General features: G+C 44.2%; 20 protein-coding genes, 3 tRNA genes and 1 riboswitch. Of the genes, 10 read left to right on the top strand and 13 right to left on the bottom strand.

Annotated elements, in window-relative coordinates; translation table 11 throughout:
- Positions 1 to 6 precede the first annotated feature (6 nt).
- Genes WKT12_RS07415 through thiS form a run of 3 tightly spaced genes read right to left on the bottom strand, consistent with a single transcriptional unit; the run spans position 7 to position 1,666 of the window.
- Positions 7 to 783 carry a thiazole synthase gene (locus WKT12_RS07415; RefSeq protein ID WP_021970055.1) on the bottom strand — a complete coding sequence of 259 codons (777 nt, stop codon included), beginning with the start codon at positions 781 to 783 and terminating at the stop codon, positions 7 to 9.
- A gap of 36 nt (positions 784 to 819) precedes the next feature.
- Positions 820 to 1,461: a thiamine phosphate synthase gene (locus tag WKT12_RS07410; protein WP_340319288.1), complete on the bottom strand. Its 642-nt coding sequence runs from the start codon at positions 1,459 to 1,461 to the stop codon at positions 820 to 822.
- A gap of 4 nt (positions 1,462 to 1,465) precedes the next feature.
- Positions 1,466 to 1,666, bottom strand: coding sequence for a sulfur carrier protein ThiS (gene thiS, locus WKT12_RS07405; protein WP_021970053.1), 201 nt, complete (start codon positions 1,664 to 1,666; stop codon positions 1,466 to 1,468).
- Between the two features lie 59 nt (positions 1,667 to 1,725).
- Positions 1,726 to 1,822: riboswitch (TPP riboswitch) on the bottom strand.
- A gap of 180 nt (positions 1,823 to 2,002) precedes the next feature.
- On the opposite strand from thiS, the gene WKT12_RS07400 reads away from it, so the two are divergent.
- On the top strand, positions 2,003 to 3,760 hold the full coding sequence (locus WKT12_RS07400) for a 1-deoxy-D-xylulose-5-phosphate synthase (RefSeq protein ID WP_340319287.1): 1,758 nt from the start codon (positions 2,003 to 2,005) through the stop codon (positions 3,758 to 3,760).
- 94 nt (positions 3,761 to 3,854) lie between these two features.
- Here WKT12_RS07400 and WKT12_RS07395 read toward each other — a convergent pair whose 3' ends face one another.
- The 9 genes from WKT12_RS07395 to WKT12_RS07355 all read right to left on the bottom strand — a co-directional run bounded on the left by WKT12_RS07395 (position 3,855) and on the right by WKT12_RS07355 (position 16,542).
- A complete protein-coding gene (locus WKT12_RS07395) occupies positions 3,855 to 5,435 on the bottom strand; it encodes a fimbrillin family protein (protein ID WP_340319286.1) in 1,581 nt (526 codons plus the stop codon).
- A 232-nt stretch (positions 5,436 to 5,667) separates the two neighbouring features.
- The gene (locus tag WKT12_RS07390; RefSeq protein WP_340319285.1) at positions 5,668 to 6,612 is read right to left on the bottom strand and encodes a metallophosphoesterase; all 945 of its coding nucleotides are present in this window, start codon (positions 6,610 to 6,612) and stop codon (positions 5,668 to 5,670) included.
- A gap of 166 nt (positions 6,613 to 6,778) precedes the next feature.
- Entirely contained in the window at positions 6,779 to 8,173 is a 1,395-nt protein-coding gene (locus tag WKT12_RS07385; protein WP_340319284.1) for a right-handed parallel beta-helix repeat-containing protein, read from the bottom strand.
- Between the two features lie 43 nt (positions 8,174 to 8,216).
- Positions 8,217 to 10,871: a TonB-dependent receptor domain-containing protein gene (locus WKT12_RS07380; protein WP_021970049.1), complete on the bottom strand. Its 2,655-nt coding sequence runs from the start codon at positions 10,869 to 10,871 to the stop codon at positions 8,217 to 8,219.
- A gap of 288 nt (positions 10,872 to 11,159) precedes the next feature.
- Positions 11,160 to 12,449, bottom strand: coding sequence for a histidine-type phosphatase (locus WKT12_RS07375; protein WP_340319283.1), 1,290 nt, complete (start codon positions 12,447 to 12,449; stop codon positions 11,160 to 11,162).
- 224 nt (positions 12,450 to 12,673) lie between these two features.
- Complete coding sequence (locus WKT12_RS07370; protein WP_340319282.1) at positions 12,674 to 13,183, bottom strand: ECF transporter S component; 510 nt, start codon at positions 13,181 to 13,183, stop codon at positions 12,674 to 12,676.
- A gap of 14 nt (positions 13,184 to 13,197) precedes the next feature.
- Positions 13,198 to 13,623, bottom strand: a complete 426-nt coding sequence (locus tag WKT12_RS07365) for a DUF1893 domain-containing protein (protein WP_340319281.1) — start codon at positions 13,621 to 13,623, stop codon at positions 13,198 to 13,200.
- Between the two features lie 4 nt (positions 13,624 to 13,627).
- The gene (locus WKT12_RS07360) at positions 13,628 to 15,001 is read right to left on the bottom strand and encodes an aldo/keto reductase (RefSeq protein ID WP_340319280.1); all 1,374 of its coding nucleotides are present in this window, start codon (positions 14,999 to 15,001) and stop codon (positions 13,628 to 13,630) included.
- A gap of 41 nt (positions 15,002 to 15,042) precedes the next feature.
- Complete coding sequence (locus WKT12_RS07355) at positions 15,043 to 16,542, bottom strand: 4Fe-4S binding protein (protein WP_340319279.1); 1,500 nt, start codon at positions 16,540 to 16,542, stop codon at positions 15,043 to 15,045.
- Between the two features lie 315 nt (positions 16,543 to 16,857).
- Between WKT12_RS07355 and feoB the strand changes: the two genes are divergently transcribed.
- From feoB to WKT12_RS07330, 5 genes are all read left to right on the top strand, one after another.
- A complete protein-coding gene (feoB, locus tag WKT12_RS07350) occupies positions 16,858 to 19,338 on the top strand; it encodes a ferrous iron transport protein B (protein WP_021970636.1) in 2,481 nt (826 codons plus the stop codon).
- 271 nt (positions 19,339 to 19,609) lie between these two features.
- Positions 19,610 to 19,681, top strand: a tRNA-Cys gene (locus WKT12_RS07345).
- Between the two features lie 78 nt (positions 19,682 to 19,759).
- Positions 19,760 to 21,010 (top strand): glycoside hydrolase family 88/105 protein, encoded by a 1,251-nt coding sequence (locus tag WKT12_RS07340; RefSeq protein ID WP_340319278.1) that lies wholly within the window; start codon positions 19,760 to 19,762, stop codon positions 21,008 to 21,010.
- 303 nt (positions 21,011 to 21,313) lie between these two features.
- Positions 21,314 to 21,385, top strand: a tRNA-Cys gene (locus tag WKT12_RS07335).
- 6 nt (positions 21,386 to 21,391) lie between these two features.
- A tRNA-Lys gene (locus WKT12_RS07330) sits at positions 21,392 to 21,464 on the top strand.
- A gap of 476 nt (positions 21,465 to 21,940) precedes the next feature.
- Here the strand turns inward: WKT12_RS07330 and WKT12_RS16525 are convergent.
- Positions 21,941 to 22,030 (bottom strand): hypothetical protein, encoded by a 90-nt coding sequence (locus WKT12_RS16525; protein ID WP_445323126.1) that lies wholly within the window; start codon positions 22,028 to 22,030, stop codon positions 21,941 to 21,943.
- Between the two features lie 124 nt (positions 22,031 to 22,154).
- On the opposite strand from WKT12_RS16525, the gene WKT12_RS07320 reads away from it, so the two are divergent.
- The 4 genes from WKT12_RS07320 to WKT12_RS07305 all read left to right on the top strand — a co-directional run bounded on the left by WKT12_RS07320 (position 22,155) and on the right by WKT12_RS07305 (position 23,973).
- Positions 22,155 to 22,481, top strand: coding sequence for an ArsR/SmtB family transcription factor (locus tag WKT12_RS07320; protein WP_340319277.1), 327 nt, complete (start codon positions 22,155 to 22,157; stop codon positions 22,479 to 22,481).
- A 64-nt stretch (positions 22,482 to 22,545) separates the two neighbouring features.
- Entirely contained in the window at positions 22,546 to 22,986 is a 441-nt protein-coding gene (locus WKT12_RS07315; protein ID WP_021970631.1) for a nitrophenyl compound nitroreductase subunit ArsF family protein, read from the top strand.
- Positions 22,987 to 22,997: 11 nt separating this feature from the next.
- The gene (locus tag WKT12_RS07310; RefSeq protein WP_340319276.1) at positions 22,998 to 23,705 is read left to right on the top strand and encodes an aromatic aminobenezylarsenical efflux permease ArsG family transporter; all 708 of its coding nucleotides are present in this window, start codon (positions 22,998 to 23,000) and stop codon (positions 23,703 to 23,705) included.
- Positions 23,706 to 23,739: 34 nt separating this feature from the next.
- Positions 23,740 to 23,973, top strand: coding sequence for a thioredoxin family protein (locus WKT12_RS07305; protein ID WP_021970629.1), 234 nt, complete (start codon positions 23,740 to 23,742; stop codon positions 23,971 to 23,973).
- Positions 23,974 to 23,991 lie beyond the last annotated feature (18 nt).

The following is a 23,991-nucleotide window of genomic DNA, read 5'->3' as shown; positions in this document are numbered from 1 at the left end:
ATGTATTTATTCATTTAAAAATGATGTTAGTGGAGAAGAAGCAGAAGCTACGAGGTTTTCCGACTGGATACCTAATCCTGCTTCGTAGGCGCGTCTTCCGGCAATGACTGCTTCCTTGAAAGCTTTTGCCATTTCTACCGGATTGCCTGCTACGGCGATAGCTGTATTGACCAGACATGCTGATGCACCCATTTCCATTGCTTCTGCAGCATGGCTTGGAGCACCGATACCTGCATCGACAACAACCGGTACATTACTCTGCTCAATGATAATGCGCAAGAAGTCGCGTGTCTGCAATCCTTTGTTGGTTCCGATAGGAGCGGCAAGCGGCATGACAGTGGCTGCTCCGGCTTCTTCCAGGCGTTTACATAAAGTCGGGTCAGCCTGACAGTAAGGCAATACCACGAATCCCAGTTTCACCAGTTGTTCTGTTGCCTTCAGCGTTTCAGTAGAATCAGGCAACAAGTAACGCGGATCCGGATGAATTTCCAGTTTCAGCCAGTTGGTTCCGAAAGCCTCACGTGCCATTTGTGCGGCAAAAACTGCTTCTTCGGCAGTACGTACGCCTGAAGTGTTAGGCAATAGCTGTATATGCGGATGAATAATATGGCGCAGCATGTCGTCTTCCTTGTTTTCGAGTTCGATACGTTTCATGGCAACTGTTACCATTTCAGTACCTGATGCCAGAATGGCATCTTCCATGAGTTGATTTGAATTGAACTTGCCGGTTCCCAGAAACAAGCGGGATTCAAATTCTTTTCCGGCAATAATAAGTTTTTCCATTGTATTTATTTTGTTTGAGTTTTAAAAAATAGACATTTATTGTTGAGCCGTCTGCTTGGATAGCCGGATAGCTTCGAGTATGCGATGCGTTTCATCTGCCGGATTGTCTGCCCGTAGAATTGTTCCACTCAGGGCAATGCCTGTAACTCCGGTTTGCATGATAGCAGGAATATCATCGTAGGTAATACCTCCGATAGCAACAATTGGCAGATTGATGCCGGCAGCTTTCATCTGTGATACGATGGAAGCATATCCTTCCAGTCCAAGAATTGGGCTGAGATTCTTCTTGGTTGTTGTAAAGCGGAACGGACCGCACCCGATGTAATCGGCTCCTGCCTGATAGTGCATCTGTACGTCTTCGAAAGTGTTTGCTGTTCCTCCGATGATAAAGTCTTTGCCCAGAATTTGTCTTGCTTCGGCAATGGGCATATCCTTTTTCCCCAGATGAACCCCGTCGGCATGCAGCTCTTTTACCAGTTCCACCTGATCGTCGATAATGAAGGTGGCTCCGTATTCCTTACATAACGCCTGTACACAGACAGCTTCCGTACGGACTTCTTCGGGAGTGGCATCTTTCATTCGCAATTGAATCCAGCGGCATCCGCCCTCGAGCGCCATGCGTGCTGAATCATAATAAGAATACCGGTCGGTAAAATGTGTGATAAACTGTAAATCCATTGCCTTATCCTCCGCATGCAGCTTTAATGATAACCAGACTGTCGCCTTCCTGTATTACCTGTTCTGCCCACTGGCTGCGAGGTATCATGCGATTGTTCAATGCAATGGCAACGCCCTGCGACGGTAAATCCAATTGCACGGCCAAAGCTGAAATAGTATTTCCTGTGGTAAGTTCCACCTCTTTGTTGTTGACTTGTACTTTCATAAATGTTGATGTGTTAGTGAAAGTAATAACAAAGAGTTGTCCCGGAAGCCGGAGAAGATATATAGACGAATAACAATCCCTTCGGCGGTACTAACCGCATCAGGTGCTTAGGGTATAATCTCAGCCCGTCGAAAAAGGGCACCCCTTTGTTTTACTTGTGGACAAAGATACACTTTTTGATGTATATCTTTATCATTTTTACATTGTTTTTCTTTTATTTTTTTGCGACTGCTGAAATCCGTATATCTGTAATTCGGGTTATATTTCCCGCAAAATGGTTAGAAGGCAATTGAAACAGAAGTTTTATTTTTGCATCGTCATTAAAAATAGAATATTATGTATATTGAAAAAATCAATTCTCCTGCCGATGTAAAGGTACTGTCTGTAGAGCAAATGGAAGTGCTGGCCACTGAGGTGCGTCAGGCTTTGTTGCATAAACTGAGTGAACATGGAGGTCATATCGGCCCTAATCTGGGCATGGTAGAAGCAACCATTGCTTTACATTATGTATTCAATTCTCCATACGACAAGATTGTATACGATGTGTCACACCAGAGCTATACGCACAAAATATTGACCGGAAGAAAGGAAGCCTTTCTGAATGCCGCCGATTATGATAAGGTGTCCGGTTATACGAATCCGCAGGAAAGCGAACACGATTTCTTCACTATCGGACATACTTCGACGTCTGTCAGCTTGGCTTGCGGACTGGTGAAGGCGCGTGACCTGAAGGGGGATAGCGAAAATATTATTGCCGTAATTGGTGACGGCTCTTTGAGCGGAGGAGAGGCTTATGAGGGATTGAGCAATGCGGGAGAGAACGGGACAAACATGATTATTGTGGTAAACGATAACGAGATGTCCATTGCCGAAAATCATGGAGGATTGTATCAGAACCTGCGTTTGTTGCGTGAAACAGAAGGTAAAGCGGAATGTAATTTCTTCCGCTCACTGGGATTGGATTACATGTTTGTGAAAGACGGAAATGATATTGCTTCGCTGATTACAGCCTTTAAGGCAGTAAAAGATACACCACGTCCGGTTGTGGTTCACATTCACACCTTGAAAGGAAAGGGATATTTACCGGCTGAAACCCACAAGGAACAATGGCATTGGGGAATGCCTTTCGATTTGAAGACAGGAGCTCCTAAGTTTGATTTTTCAGGAGTGGAGGATTATTCCGACCTGACTGCGAAGTTTTTGCTCGATGAGATGAAGAAAGACAAGTCGGTGGTAGCTATAACATCCGGTACTCCTTCTGTTATCGGGTTTACTCCTGAACGCAGACAGCAGGCAGGACGTCAGTTTGTCGATGTGGGTATCGCCGAAGAACATGCTGTTGCGCTGGCTTCCGGTATTGCGGCCGGTGGCGGAAAGCCCGTCTATGGAGTATACAGTTCGTTTATCCAGCGCACTTACGACCAACTTTCTCAGGATTTGTGCATCAATAATAATCCGGCTACGATTGTTGTCTTTATGGGAACCATAGCAGGAATGAACGATGAAACTCATCTGGGTTTCTTCGATATTCCGTTGATTTGCAATATTCCCAACATGGTTTACTTGGCGCCGACTTGTAAGGAAGAGTATTTCGCTATGCTGAAATGGTCTATTTATCAGAACAAATATCCGGTTGCCATTCGTGTTCCGGGAGCATCTGTCGTTTCCGGCAATCAGGAATACGATACCGATTACAGCGATTTGAATCACTATAAGCTGGTTCGGAAAGGAGAGAAAGTCGCCATTTTAGGATTGGGAGCATTCTATTCGCTGGGAGAAGCTGTTGCCAAACGTCTGAAAGAGGAATCTGGAATAGAAGCAACATTGATAAATCCACGTTATATTACCGGGCTGGATGTTGCAATGCTGGAAGACCTGAAACAGTCCCATTCGTTGGTTGTAACCTTGGAAGACGGCGAGATAGACGGTGGATTTGGTGAAAAGATTGCTCGTTTCTATGGTGATTCGGACATGAAGGTCTTGACTTACGGTGTGCGTAAAGAGTTTGCCGACCGTTACATTACAGAGGAACTGCTGAAGGAAAACCGGTTGACTGACGTTCAGATAGTAGAAGATATCTGTAAACTTTGCTGAAGTCTGTCCGGACAGGCAATATAAAGAAAAGACTATGCCACACGTCTGATGTCGGCATAGTCTTTTATCTAACAACAGGTTTCAGCGTTTTTTCCTATTTTATCCATTCTTTTCCCAGACTGAGTGTACAGAGTGATTCTATACGGATAGTGAAATCACCAAGACTGTTGGGAATATAAGGATAAAGTTGCGGGTTCGAATCAGAGTAGGGCAGGTATTGCACCTTGATAACCCGGATAGTACCTTGTGTATCGTAACGTCCGTCGTTATTGTCCACCATATATAATGTATCAACGAATCCTGCATCGTCAAAGGTGACTCCCCATAGCGTAACAGCGTGTGTCGACCATCTTTTCCCTAAATTAATGATGAACAAGATACCTTGTTGCGATGATAACGCCTGCTTTATAATTGCGTTGAAACCTTCGCGTGTCAGGGCGTTTCCTACATATTCTTTGCCCAGTGAATGAGTTCCCAATTGTTCGCGGAAAAATCCTGCTGCCGGATCTGTAGGATCAGTATCATATATCCGGTTGTGAAATACCCCGTTGAAGAACCAGTTTATAGCCTTTAGCGGATAATTTCCCTGATTGGGGAAATGATTCTTGTATAGTTGGAAAATCTCACTATGCAGCATATCGACCGGCATAGCCCGTGGTCCCTTGTATGCCTTGACAGCTTCTGTTTCACGGTTCTGTTGCAGCCACCAGTGAATCAGGTTGGATGTTGCGGCAGCCCAGCACATCAGTCCGTCGCCTCCGGCTGTTACGTCCGATGGATCGATTTTGTTGCAGTCGAACCATCCGCAGTCTTTTACCCATTTCAGTTGCGTATGGTCTATGTTCCATTGTTCGGGAGCAGGCTCTTTTATCCCATATATCCATTGAGTCTTTCCGGCAAAGTTGTCGGTTGTACCTCCCTTTTGTACATTGATACGGTAAGTTATTTCTTTACCAGCTTCCAAAGCCTCAAAAGGCTTTCCTTCCAGTGTTTCGGGTACCGGCACAATTGTTTCTTTTCCTGCTATGCGGATACGTATCCAGCCTTCCGGACGCAACTCATTTGTCGCCTGTGGACATAGCAATGCCGTCCATCTTGCATTGTCCGCTTGCTGGGCAGGTGTAATCCACTGATAGTCGGACGGGGCATTCAGCGTGCCGTCTGATAAGTCGAATGGTAACAGGCGAGGAGCATGTATCTGAATTTCGGCTTGCTGTAATTGTTCCGTTGGATAGGAATCATCCTTACTTTCCAGTACGATGTGCAGCCGGTTTAGCGCATGAGTAAAATTCAGTTGTACTTTTTCTCCCGATTGGGCACGGGTTTTTGCAACCAGTAAATCGGAATGGCGGTAACCTTCTTCCTGCTGGTCAGCTTCGAGTGTATGAACATAATTGGATGAAATCTGGCTTGCCTCATAAAGCCGATGCATGGAAGCAACGTGCCATGCTGTGAACTCCACCTGCTCTCCCAACTCTTTCCAGTATATATCGGGTTTCCATGTCCCGTTTTCCAGATGCAGTGTATAGTGTTGAGAATGTCCGCTGGTGATATCTTGTGCGTATACCAGTATGGTGTCACCTTCTTCGAAATGGCCGCTGCCATCAGTATGTATAACGGCTCGTGAGCCTTGTAGCGATATATTCCATTCTACCTGACTGCCGGAAGTTTGCATTGCTTCGTTTTCTGGAAAATTTCTGTTACACGAAGCAATGCAAAAACTCAGCAAGCAGATTTTTAGAAAAGCAGTTAAGCGTAAAACCCTATTCATCATTAAAACTGTTCCTTGGTATGTATAAGTTATGTTGCCTTTATGAAGATGGAACAAAAGATGGCTTGAAAAGGGTTTTTCTTTGTTGTGGTTTTAATATTAATTATGAATTTCCGCTTCTGCTTCTGGCGTCTGCCTATTTATTTCTTGTGACTGTATAGAGTACTTTACCGTCTTTGTTTATCATGTGCAGGTTCAGTACCTTCTTGTCGGCTGTTATCAGTGAGAATCCGGTTTCACTGCTACAGAACTTTGTACCGTCGATTGGTTTAACCTCACGGCCCAGTGAACCGGAAGTGTTTACAACATAGTCGATAGAACTGTTCGGCTGGCGGACATGCTGGAAGTTATGTATGTGTCCGCATAAGTACATATCTACATTTTTATGCTTGCGGAGCACTGTGTCCAGACGTTTCTGCAAGTCGGTACGTTCGGATGTACTTTTGTCTGTATCTGCATAAATAGGGTGATGGCCCACTACCAGTACCCAGTCTTCCTTGGCCGTTGTAAGCACTGAGTCTATCCATGCCAGTTCTTTGTTCATGTCCTGTTTGCAGGCATCAGGATATTTTTCCGTATCTTTGCGGTACTTATCCAGTAAGGGTGCTGTATCTACCATGACCAGGCGGACTGTCACGCCGTCATTTTCCTCTACGCGTGTATAGTAGCGGTCGGGCATTCTCCAGCGTGCACTGACATTGCTGTAGTCGATGACAGCTTGTGTGTTACCACGATATTCATGGTTGCCCAATACAGGATACCAGGGAATCATCAGGTCCGGATGGCTGTAGATAAGCTCGTAGTTCGTCATCCATAACGGATCGTTTACGCTGCGTACACCTTCAAAGTGGTGAACATCGCCGGCAGCTACCACAAATTCGATGTCGACATTTTCTGCCATTTTGCCCATCAGTTCGGCTATCGGTTTCTGGTCATAGTAACCATTTCGTCCCAAGTCGTTGGCCAGGATAAAATTGACAGGCTTTTCCAGCTTTTTCCATTCTGTTGCATTTTGAGCAAATCCGCTTATAGCGGCGAGAGCCACACACAGTGTGATAAATGTTTTCTTAATTGAAGTCATAATAAGTTGTTTTTTTATACCATGCAAAGTTCGATGCAGATTCTGAAAAAAATATGAATTATGCATCCTAAAAGATGATTTTTTTTAGAAAAGAAAAGGTCCGAAACTTTGGAATAGCCCCGAACCTTTCTTATTTGACAAAGTTTAATTTATAAATTAGAAATGATTATTTCGTTCCGTAAGCACCATAACGAGCTTCAACAGCAGGAGAAGTATAAGTCTGTCCGTTGACTTTCAAACCTTCTGTTCCGAAATAAGGAGCCATTGCTTCATCGTTTCCATCGTAAGCACCTGTCAGGACTGGAGAATCAGCTTGTACATGGAAGTCCCATGCATCCTGATAGATATAATCGGTCAGCGCTACATCGTTGATAGGGAAGTTGACAAATTTCGGATCATTGACTGCACATTCTGCTTCGCTCTTGGTAATAATGCTGTGTGCATCTACTACACCTTCATAATAGTTCTTGTGCTTGTAAGCATATCCTTCCCATGAGTAAGCTACACCCGATTCGTCTTCGAATACAATATCACTTTTCTGAGTTCCTGAAGCATAGTAATTATAGTCGATAACCGACTGGCTGCAATATCCTTCATCCGGATTGTTTGGCTGATCATAGTTAGGAGTCATGGCTCTGAACTTACAGTTTACCATCAAGTTGTTGAATACATTGACCAATGCATTCTTTTCAGCATAGACACATCCGCCTTTTCCTCCGTCACGGCGCCATCCGGCATTGATGATTGTATTGTTATAAGCCTGAATCTTTGCCATATTGCGGTCTTCACTCTGACCAGAACTTGACAGCTTCAAGCCGTTGGTATTCGGGCTGAACATTACGTTTCCTGCGACATCGACTACACAACCTGCTTTAACATTTACTGCTTCGGCACCATCATATCCGTTGGCTGCGAAAATATTGTTAGCAATGATGGCGTTACCTCCCATCAGGTAGATACCATCCGACCAGCCGTTACGCAGAATAGAATTTGTAATGACATAGTGACCGTTGATATTGTCTGTTGTAATTTGCGGATAAGCATCGTCACCGGCTGTATAGATATTTGCATTGGCAGCAGGAGAGCCACTGATAACCTGACCACCCGTATATTCAATAATGGTATGGTCTATCAGCATTTCCGCACAGGTTGAAGTAGCTACGATACCTCCCCACAATCCGGCCAGGGCATTTGCTTCTGTACGTTCATCTTGTGGAACAGAGAATAAAATCGGTTTTTCGGCTGTTCCTTCGCAATAAAGGTTACCGTTTACTGTGAATTCAACAGGAGCATGGTTGGCACCAACTCCGTCTGTGCTTACGATAATCTGTGCTCCTTCTTTGATGATAAGACTCTTGCCTTCGGGAACTGTATAGTGATTGGTTAGCGTTACGACTGTATCAGCAGGCCAGACAATGACATCGTCATTACTTTCGTTGCCGTTTCCTTCCGGGGTTTCTGTGTCATTTCCATTCGAAACGGTATCGTCTTCCGAACAAGCTGCCATGAAAGACAGTGCAACCAAGGCTGTTCCAGCCAATAAATAATTCTTCAGTTTCATGTTGTAATAATAATTTTGTTATTAGTGTTTAATCTTTAGTTAGTTATAATTTGTATCTGATTCCTATCATGATTGATTGTCCGTGCCATTCCTTACGTTCGATTACGTTGCCGTCTTTACGTTCTGACTTTACAGTTTCTGTTTGCGGACTGTTTTGGATGAATCGAAGCAAAGGGGTATCCAGTAAGTTGGACGCTTTGGCAAAGATGCTGATGCCATTCTTGAAACTCTTTTCAACGGAAGCATCCAACTGCATGTAACCGTCTTCCCAGATATCATCGTTGTACCAGTTGGAAATATCGCTCAGGCGTTTTCCTGTATAGCTTCCGGCGATTTGTCCTTCCCAGCCGTATTTGGTACTCTTGAAGAGCAGGGACAGATTGGCTACGTGGGCAGCCTGTCCGAACAGCGGGCGGGTCTGTGAAATACTCTTTACGTCATTGCCTTCCATGATACGCTTGTTTGTGGTGATGGAAGAATGTGTGTAAGTATAGTTTGCCTTGATTCCGAACCAGTTGAAGTATTTCATGATATCTACTTCCACGCCCAGGTTGGTAGCATTACCAAAGTTCATCGGTTTGTAGTAAGTATCTTGTCCCTCGTTCAGCAAACCATATTCAATCGGGTTCTTCAATCTTTTATAGAACATGCCCACCATGAACTGTTCGGATGTTTTGGGAAAGAATTCATAACGCAAGTCGATGTTGTCGGCTACTGTATGTTTCAGGTCGGGATTACCTTTTTCCTTATAGTCTTCGTTGATGATGCTGTAAGGTACAATTTCGAAGAAACTCGGGCGGTTGATGGAACGTGCGTATGAGAAACGCAGGTTGGCATTTTTGTGTACTCCGTATTTTACGTGAAAACTTGGCAGTACATCGGTATATTTCTGGTTGCCTTCCGGATCCGCATTATCGGTAGGAAACTCCAGTACATATCCCTGATTGGTGTGTTCCATACGTACTCCTGCAATGAACTCCCAGTTGCGGTAAGTATATTTTGCCATTCCGTAGGCTGCACCGATTTTTTCCGTCGCATCATAGTTCAGCGGATCGGTGATGTTTCCGTATTTTTGTGGAGTAAACAGAATTTCATCGTAGTTGTTCCAGTCCTCGCCCTGATACTGTGGATCTTTCGCTCCTGTAGCAGAGTTGAACGTATATTCATTGAAGAAGCTGTTGCGCTTTTTGTCGCGGTACATACCTCCTGCCGAGAAGTCGAATACAGAACCGTTGTCCAGTTTCAGTTTGTACATCAGGTCTACATAGCCCGTTTTATCCTTGTCGGAATTATGTTCCCACCGACGGGTAGCAGCTCCCGAGGTCTGGACATGGCTTCCTTGCATAAAGATTTCTGTATTGTCAGGGGTTTCGCTGTAAGCTTTCGAAATGACGGCCGACCAGTTCAGGCGGAGAGCTCCGTCGTCCAGAAAAGCATGTTCTCCCTTCAGGGTAGAATTGATGATGTACTGGTGGTTCCATTTCATACGTACCGAGCCTTCCTCGTCGTCGTGACTGTCACGAACTTCGGCCTCGCGCATGTCCATGTAACCGTTGTACCATGTCAGTTTATGGTTGGCACTGATTTGATAGTCCAGTTTGGCATGTGCCCCGATTCGTGTCTGCTGGGAAGAATAGTTACGGTATTCGATGCCATTGTGTGTGGTTCCCGGCTGGTAATACAACTGACTTTCCTTGCCTCGATAGGTGTTCAGGAAACTTCCTGCAAGCATTACACCCAGTTTGTCCTGAAAGAAACGGTCGCCGTAAGACAGTCCGGCTGTCAGGTCGGGCAATGGCTTTTTCCATGTCATGTGCAGATTGTCGGTTGTGAAATTATCCATTGTCACCCGGTTGTCTTCCGGTTTTCCCATCTGTTCGTAGGGTGACTGCTTGACGATTGCTCCATGATTGAACGACTGGAAGTCGCGGTCGAAATACATGGCGTTGTATCCGGTTGAAACATTTGCTGTAAACTGTCTTTCGGAAGGGGCATCCTTCATAATCAGATTCACGGCACCGCCGATTCCGTCACCTTCCATGTTGGCAGTAAGCGACTTGGTTACTTCCAGTCGGTCCAGCATTTCCGACGGGAAAATGTCCAGCGGAACAAAACGGTTCTTGTTGTCCGGACTCGGAATCTTTACTCCGTTTATCAGTGTATAGTTGTAACGCTTGTCCATACCGCGAAGAATAGCATACTGACCTTCGCCGCTGCTGTTACGTTCGATGGTTACACCCGACATACGCTGTATTACGTTTGCTACTGTAATATCCGGTGAAAGTTCGATAGCCTTGGCACTCATCACGTTTACCACGTTCATGGCCGAGCGCTCGATACCGCGTGCTCCGGCTTCCGTACGTCCGGGATTGCTTGCTACCACCGTAACACCTTCCAGTACGACGTCGTCGCTTTTCAGGGGAATGACGATTTCTGTATCCTTACTTCCAATCTCTATTTCACATTTCTTATATCCCACGTAGGAACATACCAGTGTATACTTGGGACGTGCTACCGACAGGTTAAAGCTTCCGTCCATTCCCGATACTGCACCTTTACCGGGCTCTTCTTTAATAAGAATGGAAGCTCCGATAATTTCCTCGCCTGTCTGTGCGTCTGTTACTTTACCTTTTATGTCTCTTGCATGGATGTTTGTAGTCGCAAGAAGTAGTAAACCTAATACCAAACTTGATTTCATCTGTTTTTTTTATTTTGACGCTGCAAATGTATGCCTTGTGTTTTTCATGGTGGTTTCGGCGATATTTCAAAAATAATACAAAATGGAGTTTGGGGAGTTTTGTACGTTTTTATTGATGTCTGAAGAGGGCGAAAAAAACATGCCGACGTTTTCGGAAAAACGTGGGCACGTTTTAGGGAAAACCTCGGCATGTTTTTTTTTAATTTGTACAAAAAATAAGTGAAACGTCAGCATCTTTTTTTTTAGAGCTGAAAACGCCTTCAGAACAGGCTGTAGGGCTGTTCCGGCTTAGTCGTCGGATTTGGATACGGCTACGGGCAGTTGTATGTTTTTTTCTACCTGCATCCAGTAGTTGTATACATCTTTCCAATGGTAGTAAGGCGCTATGTCTGTATCTACCGGCAGTGTGACTTCACGTTCGTTGAGCAGGATTTTAACCAGAATATCGTTATTACCGGGCTTGCGGAAGAAGATAAGCTGGATGTTTCCACACATCGGAATAATCCGGTAGGTGCGGTAAGTATCGGCTATTTTCTGCCAGTCGGTCGTGGCGCAAGTCAGCTTGTTGATACCCATCAGGGCAGCCAGCGGGGCAAGGTTCGTATCGTGTCCGTAGCGTAAGGTCACGCAGTTTTTCTTCGAGGCGATGACTGTATCGGCTGTCTCGATGAAATTCTTCAGCAGGTTACGTTCCAGCTTGTACATGCACGAGCCGCTCAGCGGAGAAGCTCCTTTTTCGTAATACCACTCAAAGTTGTTGCGTTGCCACAGGTCGTAACGTTCACGAGGAGTAAACAGGAAAGAAAGGTCTTTCTGCTGGTAGCTGCTCTGGCTGATACCGTCGAGTTCGAATAAATCCTGCATCAGTTGTACGGGATTCTTTACGCTGTCTGGTTCTACAAACAGTTGTTTCATCAGGCGTTGCGGATGAACATACACACTGTCGGCAGCACGGTATACACTGTCGGCGTTGGCCAGATGCATTTCTTCGTATGTCGGATTCTTATATTTTATATAATAAGCGTCGTGTTCGCTGGCATCCGTTGTAATGGTCAGCTGCGGATTCAGTCCTTTCAGTTCCACGCATGCGGCAGCCATCGAGAGAAATGCGCGTGTCTTATACGTAGACCGTGCATCGACATGCGTACCGTTCGAAAATACTTGCGGGTAGTTGGCGTACATACGCTGTATCAGTTCTCGGTGCTGCTGTGCACCTTTGGGAGTCAGTTCACCGTATCTGCCTTCGGCTTCCGCAGCCAGCTTTTCGATAATGCTCAGGGCACGCTTGCCGTCGGCTGTAAGTTGATTCCGCTGTGCCGCTTCTCTCAGAATACTCAGGGGTACGTCGTATTTTTTCTTTTTGGTGAGGTAGCGTGAACCGTGGCGGGCAAAGGTGGAAATATAAAAAGGTGTATAGCCTTCGGGGGCGGGAGTGAGCGATGTTTCCGGTGCCTGATAGGCATAATATTTGCCGGCAGCAAGTGCTGGATTGGCATTGATTTCCTCGAAAGCGCTTTGGGCTATTGCCGGAATAGATATGAATCCGGCCAGTAACATAGAAATAACTGTTTGTTTCATTTGATTTTTTTCGATTGGTTCAGCATGCAAAAATAAGGGCTTTCCTCCCATAACCATATATTTGTCCGGAAGAGATTGTTGTCTTGGCGATGAATGAAACAGAGGTGTAATATGAATGTAATAATGAAGGAAGCCGTTTCAAACAAGGAATTCCCTGTTTGAAACGGCTTTATATGGGCGATGTTTGTGTAAACAGATTTTGTACCGATAATCGATTGTACTCCTTATTTATATATAAGGTATTTGATAAAAAGGTAACCTCCGAACACCTGTAAGGCCATGCCCGGCAGTCCGATTCGGAAATCTTGCAGTGCTGTATGAAGACTGCCGCTCAACAGCCATTCTCCCAGCGTGCCAGTTACCTGATAGAATGCTACTACCAGCAACAGAAGAAGCACGGAAACCTGTTTGCTGCGGTGTGCAATGTATCCGGCTCCGGCGGCAAGGAGTACAGATTTCATCAAGATGGCAGGGAGCACGGCGGGAGCGGGCATTCCGAACAGCCAGGAGTTGACCAGCGGAGAGGCTATGGCTGTCAGCAGTCCGGCTTTCCATCCATATTTGTAGGCACCGATGAGCGTGAAGAAATAAATGGGCAGCCACGTGGTTCCTCCTGCGGGGAAGAGGTGGAACAACTGAGGCAGTACGACATTTCCGGCTACGAACATCAGCGCAGTCAGGTAAGTCTGTATCTCATTGTAATCCAATGAATAAAGTTTTACGGTCGATTTCATGATATGTCTTTGTTTTAAATATGATTCTTGTTTCTGAGTTGTGCGACAAACGCTTTGATGGCAGGAAACATTTCTTCGGGAGTATTCAGATCCTTGCAGGCTGTTTCCAGCGGACATCTTCCGGTTTTGTCACGGTTGACGATGAAGGGTGTTTCTTCCTTAAAGTCTGTCGGGATGCCGGCTGCGCGCAATACGGAAAGAGCTGAAGAGCTGATGACATCGGCATATACCTCTTTCATCTTTCCCAGCACGATGAGGGCGGCAGCCCCTTTCCCGATAACCTTGTCGGCTATGCGGGCACCTTGCATGAACGCTTTCTCGTTTTCGTACAAATCGTACAGGTCGGCTACTCCGCGACGGGTAAAGGTACGGATTTTTCCTTCCTTTTCTATTACGCACGAATAGCCTCCCGTATGTAATGTTTCAATCAGTTCTTCCATCGGGTTACAACGTTTCTTGCTTGAGCTGTTCTACATACTGGTCGATGCGGTGCAGTTCTTTCGGTATGTCGATGGACTGCGGGCAGTGAGGTACGCACTGGCTGCACCCGATGCAGTGGCTTGCCTGACGCAACTTCGGAACACTTCGGTCGTAACCTACCAGGAAGGCGCGCCGTGCCTCGGCGTAATTCTCGTCGAGCTTGCTCTTTGGCATATACCCTTCGTTCACACATTTATTATAATGAACGAGGATGGCAGGTATATCGATGCCGTAGGGGCAGGGCATACAATACTTGCAGTCGTTGCACGGAACGGTAGGGTAGCGTAGCATTAGCTGGACTGTTTCTTCGAGGAAGTCTTTTTCTTCCTGTGTCAGCGGTACAAGCGGCGAATAAGTACGTATGTTGTCTTGCAGATGTTCCATGTAAGTCATACCGCTCAATACCGTCAGCACCTTTTCGGGTGAGCCGGCAAAACGGAAAGCCCACGAAGCTACACTGCCTTCAGGATTGCGTTCTTTCAAACGTGTGAACACGTGTTCCGGAATATTCGAGAGTCGTCCGCCCAGCAACGGTTTCATAACGACTACCGGAATGTTTCGTTTGCTGACTTCGCTGTACAGATAGTCGGCATTGATGTTGTTGCCCGACGCATGTTTCCAGTCGGAATAGTTGAGCTGTATCTGTACAAAATCCCAGTGTACCTTGTCGTGCAAGGCAAGTGCCTTGTCGAATTCCTCCTTGACGCCGTGAAACGACCATCCCAAGTGTCTGATTCTTCCGGCTTCGCGCTCTTTCAGCAGAAAATCCAGCAGCCCGTTGTCGAGAAAACGTCCTTCCAGACCTTTCTTACCCGGTGCACCCAGCATGTGAAGCAAGTAGTAGTCGATGTAATCTACTTGTAGTTTCTCCAGTGAATTATGGTACATCTTTACTCCAAAGTCATAGTCAGAGTTCGAGAAGTTAGACATCTTCGTCGCAACAAAGAACTTTTCCCTCGGATGACGTTTCAGGGCAATACCCGTCGATGTTTCCGACCATCCTTGCACATATACAGGGGCCGTATCGAAATAATTCACCCCGTGTTCGATGGCATAATCCACCAGCCGGTTCACTTCTTCCTGATCGATGACATTACCTGTGCCGTCGGGGGCAGGGAGTGTCGGCCAGCGCATGCATCCATATCCTAACAGAGATACCTTATCTTTATATGGAGGAAAGTTGCGGTATGTCATTTTACCGATTGGTACCGGAGTATTTCCTTCTTTTTCCGTGTCTTTTTTAGGCGAACATCCGTAAAGCGAGGCAGTTGCTCCCAGTGTACTGATGCCTACAATCTTCAGAAAATCCCTGCGGTTAATATTGTGTTGTTTGTCCATTTTCCTATAAATTTTTGAAAAGAGTTAGCCTGAAAAATAAATTAAATCACACGATGATGTTCGTGCCCTTCCACATAAATGGCGCTGAATGGACGTGCCGGACAGAGGTTTTCGCAGGCTCCGCAACCGATACAGCGCTCGGTGTTGACGGCGGGAATCTTGAGCGATTCCGGATTTCCGGCTTCCGATGGAATCATGGAGATGGCATTTACCGGACAGTGGCGTGCACAGTTGCCGCATTCCTGCTTGTCGGTAAGTGGAATGCAGTAGTCTTTTACCCATACGGCATGTCCGATTTGAATGGATGATTTCTCGGCTTTGTCTATTTTAAGAATAGCTCCTGCGGGACAGACTTCCGAACATTTGGTACATTCCGGGCGGCAGTAACCGCGTTCGTAAGACATGGTAGGTTGCATAAAAGTATCGAGCGACTGCGATGGACGCAAGACTTCGTTGGGACATGCCGACACACACAACTGGCAGGCAGTACAATGCTGCTGCATGTTGCGCGCGCTTTGTGATCCCGGAGGAGTAATCGGTGTCTGGCGCTTCGGCGCTTTCTTCTCGATGATGTCTGCCAGTCCGCCGTCCATCTTGATCTTTTCAGCTTTTTCGGCAACTTGTGCCTGAATGGAAGAGGTCAGCAGAAGCAGGGAGCTGGCAAGAAACTCTCGTCTGTTCTCGCCTTTCGGCTGGGCAGCCGGTTGACTTTCGGCCTTTTTAGAGTAAGCAAACCGGTAGTGGATAGCATCTTTCTTGCATTTTCCGATACAGTTCATACAAGCCACACACCGGCTGTGGTCTACCTGATAATTGTCAGTATCGATGCACGATGCCTTGCAGTTGCGGGCACACAGCGTACACTTGTTGCATTTCTCCTTGTCGATACTGATGCGGAACAAGGAGAAGCGTGAGAGGAATCCCAAGATTGTACCTACCGGACAAATGGTGTTGCAGTAAGTGCGGCCGTTTCTCCATGCCAGAACAATGACGAGCACTGCCATTGCTATGGCTATAATAAAGGTAGGCAGGCTTTTGAGCCATACATCTGTGCGGTAAAACGTATAACTGTCTATCCGTTCCGCAATGGCTGCCAGCAGGTTGTTGCCCCAGATCCATACAGGCTGGAAAACATTATTGGCCATTCGTCCGTAAATACCATACGGGTCGAGCAGTGCAACAAAGGCATGTATGCCGGCAATGAAAGCGACTACCAGCAAAATAAGCATGACATACCGCAGCCAGCTCTTGGGCTTGGAATAGGTGTAGGGCATTTTTTTCTTCCCTTTGCCTATGCGCGCCACAATGTCCTGAAAGACTCCCAACGGACAGATGACCGAACAATAAATACGACCGCCTACCAATGTAAGCAAAACCAAGAATAAAATGACTCCGGCGTTGAGTGCCAGTACCGCAGGTAGAAACTGTATCTTGGCCAGCCAGCCGAACCAAAGATGCAAGATGCCTGTAAAGTCTACGAAGAGTAGCGTAATGAGCAGGAAACAAATCGCTGCCAGTATCCTTCTGATTTTCCGTAGCATGATTTTGATTTTTAAGATTTACTTGCCAAAACTGTTTGATAGCAAAAGTACGAAAAATCTTGTATGGGCGAATATTTGTCACAAAGAAATTAAAAAATATATCATATATTCATGGAAATGTTGAAAATACCGTAAAAATATAACTCTGTGGCAGTGGCGGATAAAAGGAAAAGGCGTAGAAAGTGCTCTTCTGCATTTGGACTGATGTGCAGACGGGCTGCGAAAACATGCTTTTATGTCTTCTATTTAAAAACAATCTAAATAACTTGCATAGCATGTTTCAATGATATATCTTTGCGGAAAATAAAAACAAACATGAGGTTATCTGAACTACAAACTGGAGAAAAGGGCGTAATCATCAAGGTAATGGGACATGGAGGCTTTCGTCGTCGTATTATCGAGATGGGATTTGTTAAAGGTAAAACAGTAGAAGTCCTTTTAAATGCTCCCTTAAAAGACCCTATCAAATATAAGATTATGGGGTACGAAATATCACTTCGCCGGCAAGAGGCTGCTATGATTGAAGTGGTAAGTGAAGAAGAAGCACGCGAATCTATGCAGGAAACGCATTTCCATAATCCGATAGCTGAAGATATTCCCGTATCTGAAGCAAAACTGAAAGAAATAGCAAGTGGAAAGCGCCGTACGATAAACGTAGCACTGGTCGGCAATCCGAATTGTGGAAAAACATCACTCTTTAATGTTGCTTCCGGCTCACACGAGCATGTTGGTAATTACAGTGGCGTGACGGTGGACGCTAAGGAGGGACATTTCGACTTTCAGGGTTATCATTTCCGTCTGGTTGATTTGCCGGGAACTTATTCGCTTTCGGCTTATAGCCCTGAGGAATTGTATGTTCGTAAGCATATCATCGATGAAACTCCGGATGTGATAATTAATGTGGTCGATGCGGGTAACTTGGAACGCAACCTGTATTTGACTGCTCAGTTGATAGACATGAACGTTCGGATGGTTGTGGCATTGAACATGTATGATGCGCTTCAGCATAGTGGAAATACGCTTGATTATAAAAAACTCGGTCAGTTGTTTGGTGTTCCTATCGTTCCTACCATCAGCCGTACGGGTATGGGTATCGACAATTTGTTTCATGTAATAATCGGGCTGTATGAAGGTGCCGATTTTATGGGGCAGAAAGAGGAGATACAAAACGAAGCAATGCGTGAATATCGGGAGTGGCATGACAAATATGTTCCCGACCATAAATATGGAAGTCATGATGAGGAAACGCAGGAATTCGATGGAAAGAGTTATATCCGCCATATACATATTAATCATGGTCCGGAACTGGAACGTAGCATTGATGCGGTGAAAGAGGAAATTTGTAAGGATGAAAATATACGTTACAAGTATTCTACTCGTTTCCTCGCGATTAAATTGCTGGAAAATGATAAGGACATCGAACAGCGTGTAATATCGACTTTGCCCAACGGGAAGGAAGTGATGAGAATTCGTGATAAGGAGGCAGAAAGGATACGCCTGTCGATGAATGAGGATAGTGAGCAGGCCATTGCCGATGCCAAATATGGATTTATCACCGGAGCGCTGAAAGAAACTTTTACGGAAAAGAATCAGGATACGGAGATGTTTACTCGTATCGTCGACAGTATAGTGACGCACAAAATTTGGGGGTTCCCTATTTTTTTCGTCTTTCTTTATCTGATGTTTGAATGCACCTTTGTCTTCGGGGAGTATCCGAAGGGATGGATAGAATGGATTGTTGCACAGATTGCTTCATTGGCCGAGAACTTCATGCCGGCAGGGCCTGTTAAGGACTTGATTGTGGACGGTATAATCGGAGGAGTAGGGGGCGTTATCGTGTTCCTACCTAATATCTTGCTGCTGTATATCTTCATTTCGTTTATGGAAGACTCAGGATATATGGCACGTGCGGCATTTATCATGGATAAGATCATGCATAAGATGGGACTGCACGGTAAGTCGTTCATTCCGTTAATTATGGGATTTGGCTGTAATGTACCTGCCATCATGGCATCGCGCATTATTGAAAGCCGTAAATCTCGCCTGGTAACGATATTGATTAATCCGCTTATCTCATGTAGTGCCCGATTGCCTATTTATCTGGTTATGATCGGAGCTTTCTTCCCATCGAAAGCAAGTCTGGTATTATTGTCTATTTATGTAATAGGTATTCTGCTGGCAGTGCTGATGGCACGTATTTTCAGTCGTTTTATTGTAAAAGGTGATGATGCTCCGTTTGTGATGGAACTTCCTCCTTATCGTATGCCGACTCTCAAGTCTGTACTTCGTCATACGTGGGAAAAAGGTGCACAGTACTTAAAGAAGATGGGGGGAGTTATTATGGTGGCCTCTATTATTATCTGGTTCTTGGGATATTATCCGAATCATAATGCCTATTCTACGACAGCAGAACAACAGGAGAACTCTTATATCGGTCAGATAGGAAAGGCTATTGAGCCGGCTATTGAGCCTTTGGGATTCGACTGGAAGATGGGGATTGGTCTTCTGTCCGGTATTGGTGCCAAAGAGCTTATTGTAAGTTCGCTCGGAGTCCTTTATACGAATGATGATGATATTAATTCGGTAGATCTTTCAGACCGTATTCCGATTACACCGTTAGTAGCATACGGTTATATGCTGTTCATCCTGATTTACTTCCCTTGTGTAGCTACAGTTGCTGCCATTAAAAATGAATCGGGTAGTTGGAAATGGGCCGCGTTTACGATATGTTATACAACTCTGCTGGCTTGGGTTGTGGCTTTTTTGGTGCATCAGGTCGGAAGTCTGTTTATATAAATTAAGGTAATATGAATGTACAAGATGTAATAATTTATGTGATTATGTTTCTCTGTGTGTTATATACAGGGAAACATTTTCTGAAATTTTTCAGAAGAGGAAAAGCTGTGTCAAGTGGTTGCAGCTGTGGATGTTCGGGTTGTCCCATTGCAAAGAAGCAGTATTGCCGAGGTTATGAAAATTCAAAAAAATGAGCTTTGGGTATTGCAGAATCGAAAATTAGTTATACCTTTGCATCGCAATCGGGACAAAACGATTGCTTTTAGAAAATGGTTCCTTGGATGAGTGGCTTAGTCAGCGGTCTGCAAAACCGTGTACGGCGGTTCGAATCCGCCAGGAACCTCGCAAAAGGTCGACTGATTATTCAGCCGACCTTTTTTCATAACGGGAAAACTATTATTTATTCCAAAATCAATAAAACATGAAAACACTATTTTTATCCGTATGTCTGTTTATGGCATCATTAACGGGAGAAGCACAAACACGTTATTCGCAGGAAATGGCACAGTCGCAAGGCAAGCAGTGGACGCATGGAAAATCGTGGGATTATGTCAATGGTCTTGTGGCAAAATCTCTTCTTAATTTATGCGAGCAGTATCAGTATGCCGACTGGACCGGCAATTATTATCAGTGGGCAAAGGAATATGCCGACAATGCAATTAATCCGGACGGTACCTTTAAGAATTTCAAAAAAGGAAATATCGATAATATAAATTCAGGAAAGGTGCTTTTTGCTTTATATAAGCATGAAATGACCTTAGATAAAAAGAATGGTACTCATAATGCCGACCGTTATAAAAAAGCGGCAGACTTTCTGCACGACTATCTGGTAAATGATTATTCACGTATTCAGTCGGGAGATGCGAAAGGATGTTTCTTCCACAAAGATATCTATCCGGATCAGATGTGGCTGGACGGTATTTATATGGGAGCTGCGTTTTATGCTGAATGGCAGGCTAATTTTGATCCTGATAATGTACAGGCGTGGGCTGATATCGCTCACCAGTTCAAGACGGTTGCCCGTCATACATACGATGCAGACAAACAGCTTTTCTATCATGCCTGGTCTGCCAATCCGGAAGATGTCAATTCTTTCTGGGCAAATAAATCGGAACCTTATAAGGGATGTTCGAAAGAGTTCTGGGGGCGTGGTATGGGATGGTATTTTGCAGCTTTGGTAGATGTCTTGGAGATTATGCCGAAAAATCATCCTGATTATAAAGAGTTGGTCGCTTTGACTAATACTGTGGCAAAGGGATTGAAGCGTTGGCAGGATAAAGACAGTGGTGTATGGTATCAGCTTCTTCAATATGATAATTCGTATGTGGGAGAGTGTGGTATAGCCAATTATCTGGAGTCTTCTGCTTCGAGCATGTTTACTTATGCTTATTTGAAAGGTATTCGTTTAGGAATTCTTCCGGAAACTTACAAAGATGTTGCGGAAAAGGCATATCAGGGACTTCTGAAAACTTTCGTGACTCAAAATTCTGATGGAACGATTAATCTGAATCAAAGCTGCCGTTCTGCAGGCTTGGGACCGGCAAAGGATCCATCTCGAGACGGGTCTGCAAGTTATTATTTATGTGGAAGTGATGTAACTATTGTAAATAATGAAGGAAAGGCAATAGGGCCTTTTATCATGGCCAGCTTGGAATATGAACGAAAAAAATAGTTTCATAAAGATTCTGTTTACATAATTTCTTGAAAATCGAGAATTATTTTATTCCCCCTCTATTTTTTTTCATCCCTCCTTATTGCACGCATGGTGTGATAGGGAGGGATGTTTATTTGGTTGATATTTATACTCTTATCTGTAATATCAGGGTATCAAAAGAACATTGAGGTTGTTTATAAAGCAAATATTTGAAGAAAAAAGGTTGGCTTTTTTTATATTTTTTTGTCGTAAGGTATTGTTTGTTTCAAAAAATGTTGTACCTTTGCATCGCAATTGAGAATAACGGTTGCGAGAAACAATGGTTCCTTGGATGAGTGGCTTAGTCAGCGGTCTGCAAAACCGTGTACGGCGGTTCGAATCCGCCAGGAACCTCTCAATGCACTCTTAGCTCAGTTGGTAGAGCAACTGACTCTTAATCAGTGGGTCCAGGGTTCGAATCCCTGAGGGTGTACAACACATTAATGCAAAGAGGTAGAAAAGTTCTGGAAATCAATTGGTTTTCAGAACTTTTTTTGTTTTTTACTATGCAGAGTAAGGTAGTTTTCGGAAAGACAGAAAGGACTTATTCGTGGGACTTTTTTTATCCCCTAAAAAAGTCCCACGAATATGATTCTATTTCATTATTTATCAGTGTTTTGCATAGATTCATCTTGTGGTAAATAAATTAGATTTGTAGCAACAAAAGAAATTTGTTTTGCCTTGTAGATATGATAATTGGTCTCATTCATGTTTTTTCTTCTTTTAGTAGTTGATGATTTATTTGTTTGAATTCCGTTCAGGTCAGACAGCCTGCTTTGCCCTTTCTTTTGCTTCTGTCGCTGGGTATTGTCTGTTTGGGAAGCATGCTGTGAGGTATTGCGGCGTATCTCCGGGCTTTCCTGAAAGAGCTGAATCTGTCCGCTATTGGCATTGACTTTTATGTATGAATCAAACTGTTTCCCATTGGGACCTTTTCATGTCCGTTGCAAAAATGGACTTACCATCCTGAAGGTTTGTTCTTCTCTGTGCCGGAAGCAGATGGTCGTAAACTTTAGTCGGGATGGTATAACAAGTGTTTTAAAGATTAAAATATGATAATTCATTTGATTAATTAAATGACTATTCGTATTTTTGCGAACGACAAACAGAAAGAGGAATAGAAATGGTAAAAAAGAAGTATACAGAAGAGCAGGAGAAGTTAGCCCGTTTTGCAAAAGCGATGGGGCATCCGGCACGTATAGCTATACTCCAGTTCCTGGCATCTCAGGAATCTTGCTTTTTTGGTGATATTCATGAGGAGCTTCCTATAGCAAAAGCTACGGTATCTCAACATCTGAAAGAGTTGAAAGAAGCTGGACTTATCCAAGGGGAAATAGAAACACCGAAAGTAAAATACTGTATCAATAAGGAAAACTGGGAAACGGCAAAAAAGATGTTTGCAGATTTTCTTGGTCAACCTATATGTAAGAAAGAGAGCTGCTGCAAGTAAGCTCTTTTTTTTAGGAAGGGAAGTTCGTGATTTTGCGAATAACTAACAATAGAAATAGAAAGACATGAAAAAGATTTTATTCTTAATTGCTGTATGTTTCGCCTTTATCTCTTGCAACATGAATGCAAAGAACGGAACTGAAGTACAGGCTCAGAAAGAAGTAACAGTAAAAGACCATGTAGAAGTATTGTATTTTCATGGAAAGCAGCGTTGCGCAACCTGTATGGCTATCGAAAGCAATACAAAAGCAGCAATGGAAGAAAGTTTTGCTGAACAAATGAAAAAAGGTGAAGTGGTTTTTAAAGTAATAGACATCAGCAAGAAAGAAAATGAAAAGATAGCTGAAAAGTATGAGGTAACCTGGTCATCACTGTTTGTCGTTAAATATAAGAACGGACAGGAAACATCTGAGAATATGACAGAATTTGCTTTCGGAAACGCCCGTAAGTCACCGGATGTATTCAAGGCAGGTGTAGTGAAATCTGTAAATGAAATGTTGAAATAATATAGAGGGCTATGGATTGGTTACAGACATTGCTGGATAACAGCTCTACTCCCGTTCTTACGGCATTCTTACTCGGACTGCTGACCGCACTATCACCTTGTCCGCTTGCAACAAATATAGCGGCCATCGGATTTATCGGAAAAGACATAGAAAACAGAAAACGCATTTTCCGGAACGGTCTGCTTTATACGTTGGGACGTGTCCTTTCATACACCCTGCTCGGAGTGGTACTGATTATGATTCTGAAAGAAGGCTCCAGCATGTTTGGTATTCAGAAGACTATCGGAACATGGGGGGAACTTGTGTTGGGTCCGCTTCTGCTCGTGATAGGTCTGTTCATGCTCTTTGGTGACAAACTTAATCTTCCGAAATTTGGGTTTAACGGAAATGCGGAAGGTCTCGCCAGAAAAGGCGGATGGGGTGCCCTGCTGATTGGAATATTGTTTGCTTTGGCTTTCTGTCCGACAAGCGGTGTGTTCTATTTCGGTATGCTGATACCGATGTCAGCAACGGCTACAGCCGGTTATCTGCTACCGGTGGTATTCGCCATTGCCACAGCTCTGCCTGTATTTGCCGTTGCATGGATTCTTGCTTTCAGTGTTCAACAGATAGGAAGTTTTTACGGCAAGATGCAGAAAGTGCAGAAATGGATGAACCTTATTGTTGGTGTGGTATTCATCATCATCGGTATCTATTATAGCTGGATAATGTATTTATAAAACAAATCTGATAACAAATAAAATAATTACGAAAATGGAAATTAAAGTATTAGGTCCGGGTTGTGCCAAATGTAAATCAACCTATAATGTAATTGAGAAAGTATTGAAAGAAAACAATATCGATGCAAAACTGACCAAGGTGGACGACATCATGGAAATGATGAATTACAACATTATGACTACACCTGCTGTTGTCATTGACGAAGTAGTGAAAATGAAAGGGCAGGTACCGACAGAAAGTGAAGTAAAGAAACTTTTGGGTATCTGATAAACAGAATTATTTAAT

The sequence above is a fragment of the Phocaeicola sp. HCN-6420 genome (assembly GCF_037890145.1).
In the GTDB taxonomy this organism is placed as follows: domain Bacteria; phylum Bacteroidota; class Bacteroidia; order Bacteroidales; family Bacteroidaceae; genus Phocaeicola.
Note: the sequence above shows the minus strand (reverse complement) of the source record. Positions and strands in the feature narration are given on the sequence as shown.

What these genes read in the sequence shown, in the direction of transcription:
- WKT12_RS07415 (WP_021970055.1), bottom strand. Translation starts at nt 783, where the DNA reads ATGGAAAAACTTATTATTGCCGGAAAAGAATTTGAATCCCGCTTGTTT.
- WKT12_RS07410 (WP_340319288.1), bottom strand. Translation starts at nt 1,461, where the DNA reads ATGGATTTACAGTTTATCACACATTTTACCGACCGGTATTCTTATTAT.
- thiS (WP_021970053.1), bottom strand. Translation starts at nt 1,666, where the DNA reads ATGAAAGTACAAGTCAACAACAAAGAGGTGGAACTTACCACAGGAAAT.
- WKT12_RS07400 (WP_340319287.1), top strand. Translation starts at nt 2,003, where the DNA reads ATGTATATTGAAAAAATCAATTCTCCTGCCGATGTAAAGGTACTGTCT.
- WKT12_RS07395 (WP_340319286.1), bottom strand. Translation starts at nt 5,435, where the DNA reads ATGCAAACTTCCGGCAGTCAGGTAGAATGGAATATATCGCTACAAGGC.
- WKT12_RS07390 (WP_340319285.1), bottom strand. Translation starts at nt 6,612, where the DNA reads ATGACTTCAATTAAGAAAACATTTATCACACTGTGTGTGGCTCTCGCC.
- WKT12_RS07385 (WP_340319284.1), bottom strand. Translation starts at nt 8,173, where the DNA reads ATGAAACTGAAGAATTATTTATTGGCTGGAACAGCCTTGGTTGCACTG.
- WKT12_RS07380 (WP_021970049.1), bottom strand. Translation starts at nt 10,871, where the DNA reads ATGAAATCAAGTTTGGTATTAGGTTTACTACTTCTTGCGACTACAAAC.
- WKT12_RS07375 (WP_340319283.1), bottom strand. Translation starts at nt 12,449, where the DNA reads ATGAAACAAACAGTTATTTCTATGTTACTGGCCGGATTCATATCTATT.
- WKT12_RS07370 (WP_340319282.1), bottom strand. Translation starts at nt 13,183, where the DNA reads ATGAAATCGACCGTAAAACTTTATTCATTGGATTACAATGAGATACAG.
- WKT12_RS07365 (WP_340319281.1), bottom strand. Translation starts at nt 13,623, where the DNA reads ATGGAAGAACTGATTGAAACATTACATACGGGAGGCTATTCGTGCGTA.
- WKT12_RS07360 (WP_340319280.1), bottom strand. Translation starts at nt 15,001, where the DNA reads ATGGACAAACAACACAATATTAACCGCAGGGATTTTCTGAAGATTGTA.
- WKT12_RS07355 (WP_340319279.1), bottom strand. Translation starts at nt 16,542, where the DNA reads ATGCTACGGAAAATCAGAAGGATACTGGCAGCGATTTGTTTCCTGCTC.
- feoB (WP_021970636.1), top strand. Translation starts at nt 16,858, where the DNA reads ATGAGGTTATCTGAACTACAAACTGGAGAAAAGGGCGTAATCATCAAG.
- WKT12_RS07340 (WP_340319278.1), top strand. Translation starts at nt 19,760, where the DNA reads ATGAAAACACTATTTTTATCCGTATGTCTGTTTATGGCATCATTAACG.
- WKT12_RS07320 (WP_340319277.1), top strand. Translation starts at nt 22,155, where the DNA reads ATGGTAAAAAAGAAGTATACAGAAGAGCAGGAGAAGTTAGCCCGTTTT.
- WKT12_RS07315 (WP_021970631.1), top strand. Translation starts at nt 22,546, where the DNA reads ATGAAAAAGATTTTATTCTTAATTGCTGTATGTTTCGCCTTTATCTCT.
- WKT12_RS07310 (WP_340319276.1), top strand. Translation starts at nt 22,998, where the DNA reads ATGGATTGGTTACAGACATTGCTGGATAACAGCTCTACTCCCGTTCTT.
- WKT12_RS07305 (WP_021970629.1), top strand. Translation starts at nt 23,740, where the DNA reads ATGGAAATTAAAGTATTAGGTCCGGGTTGTGCCAAATGTAAATCAACC.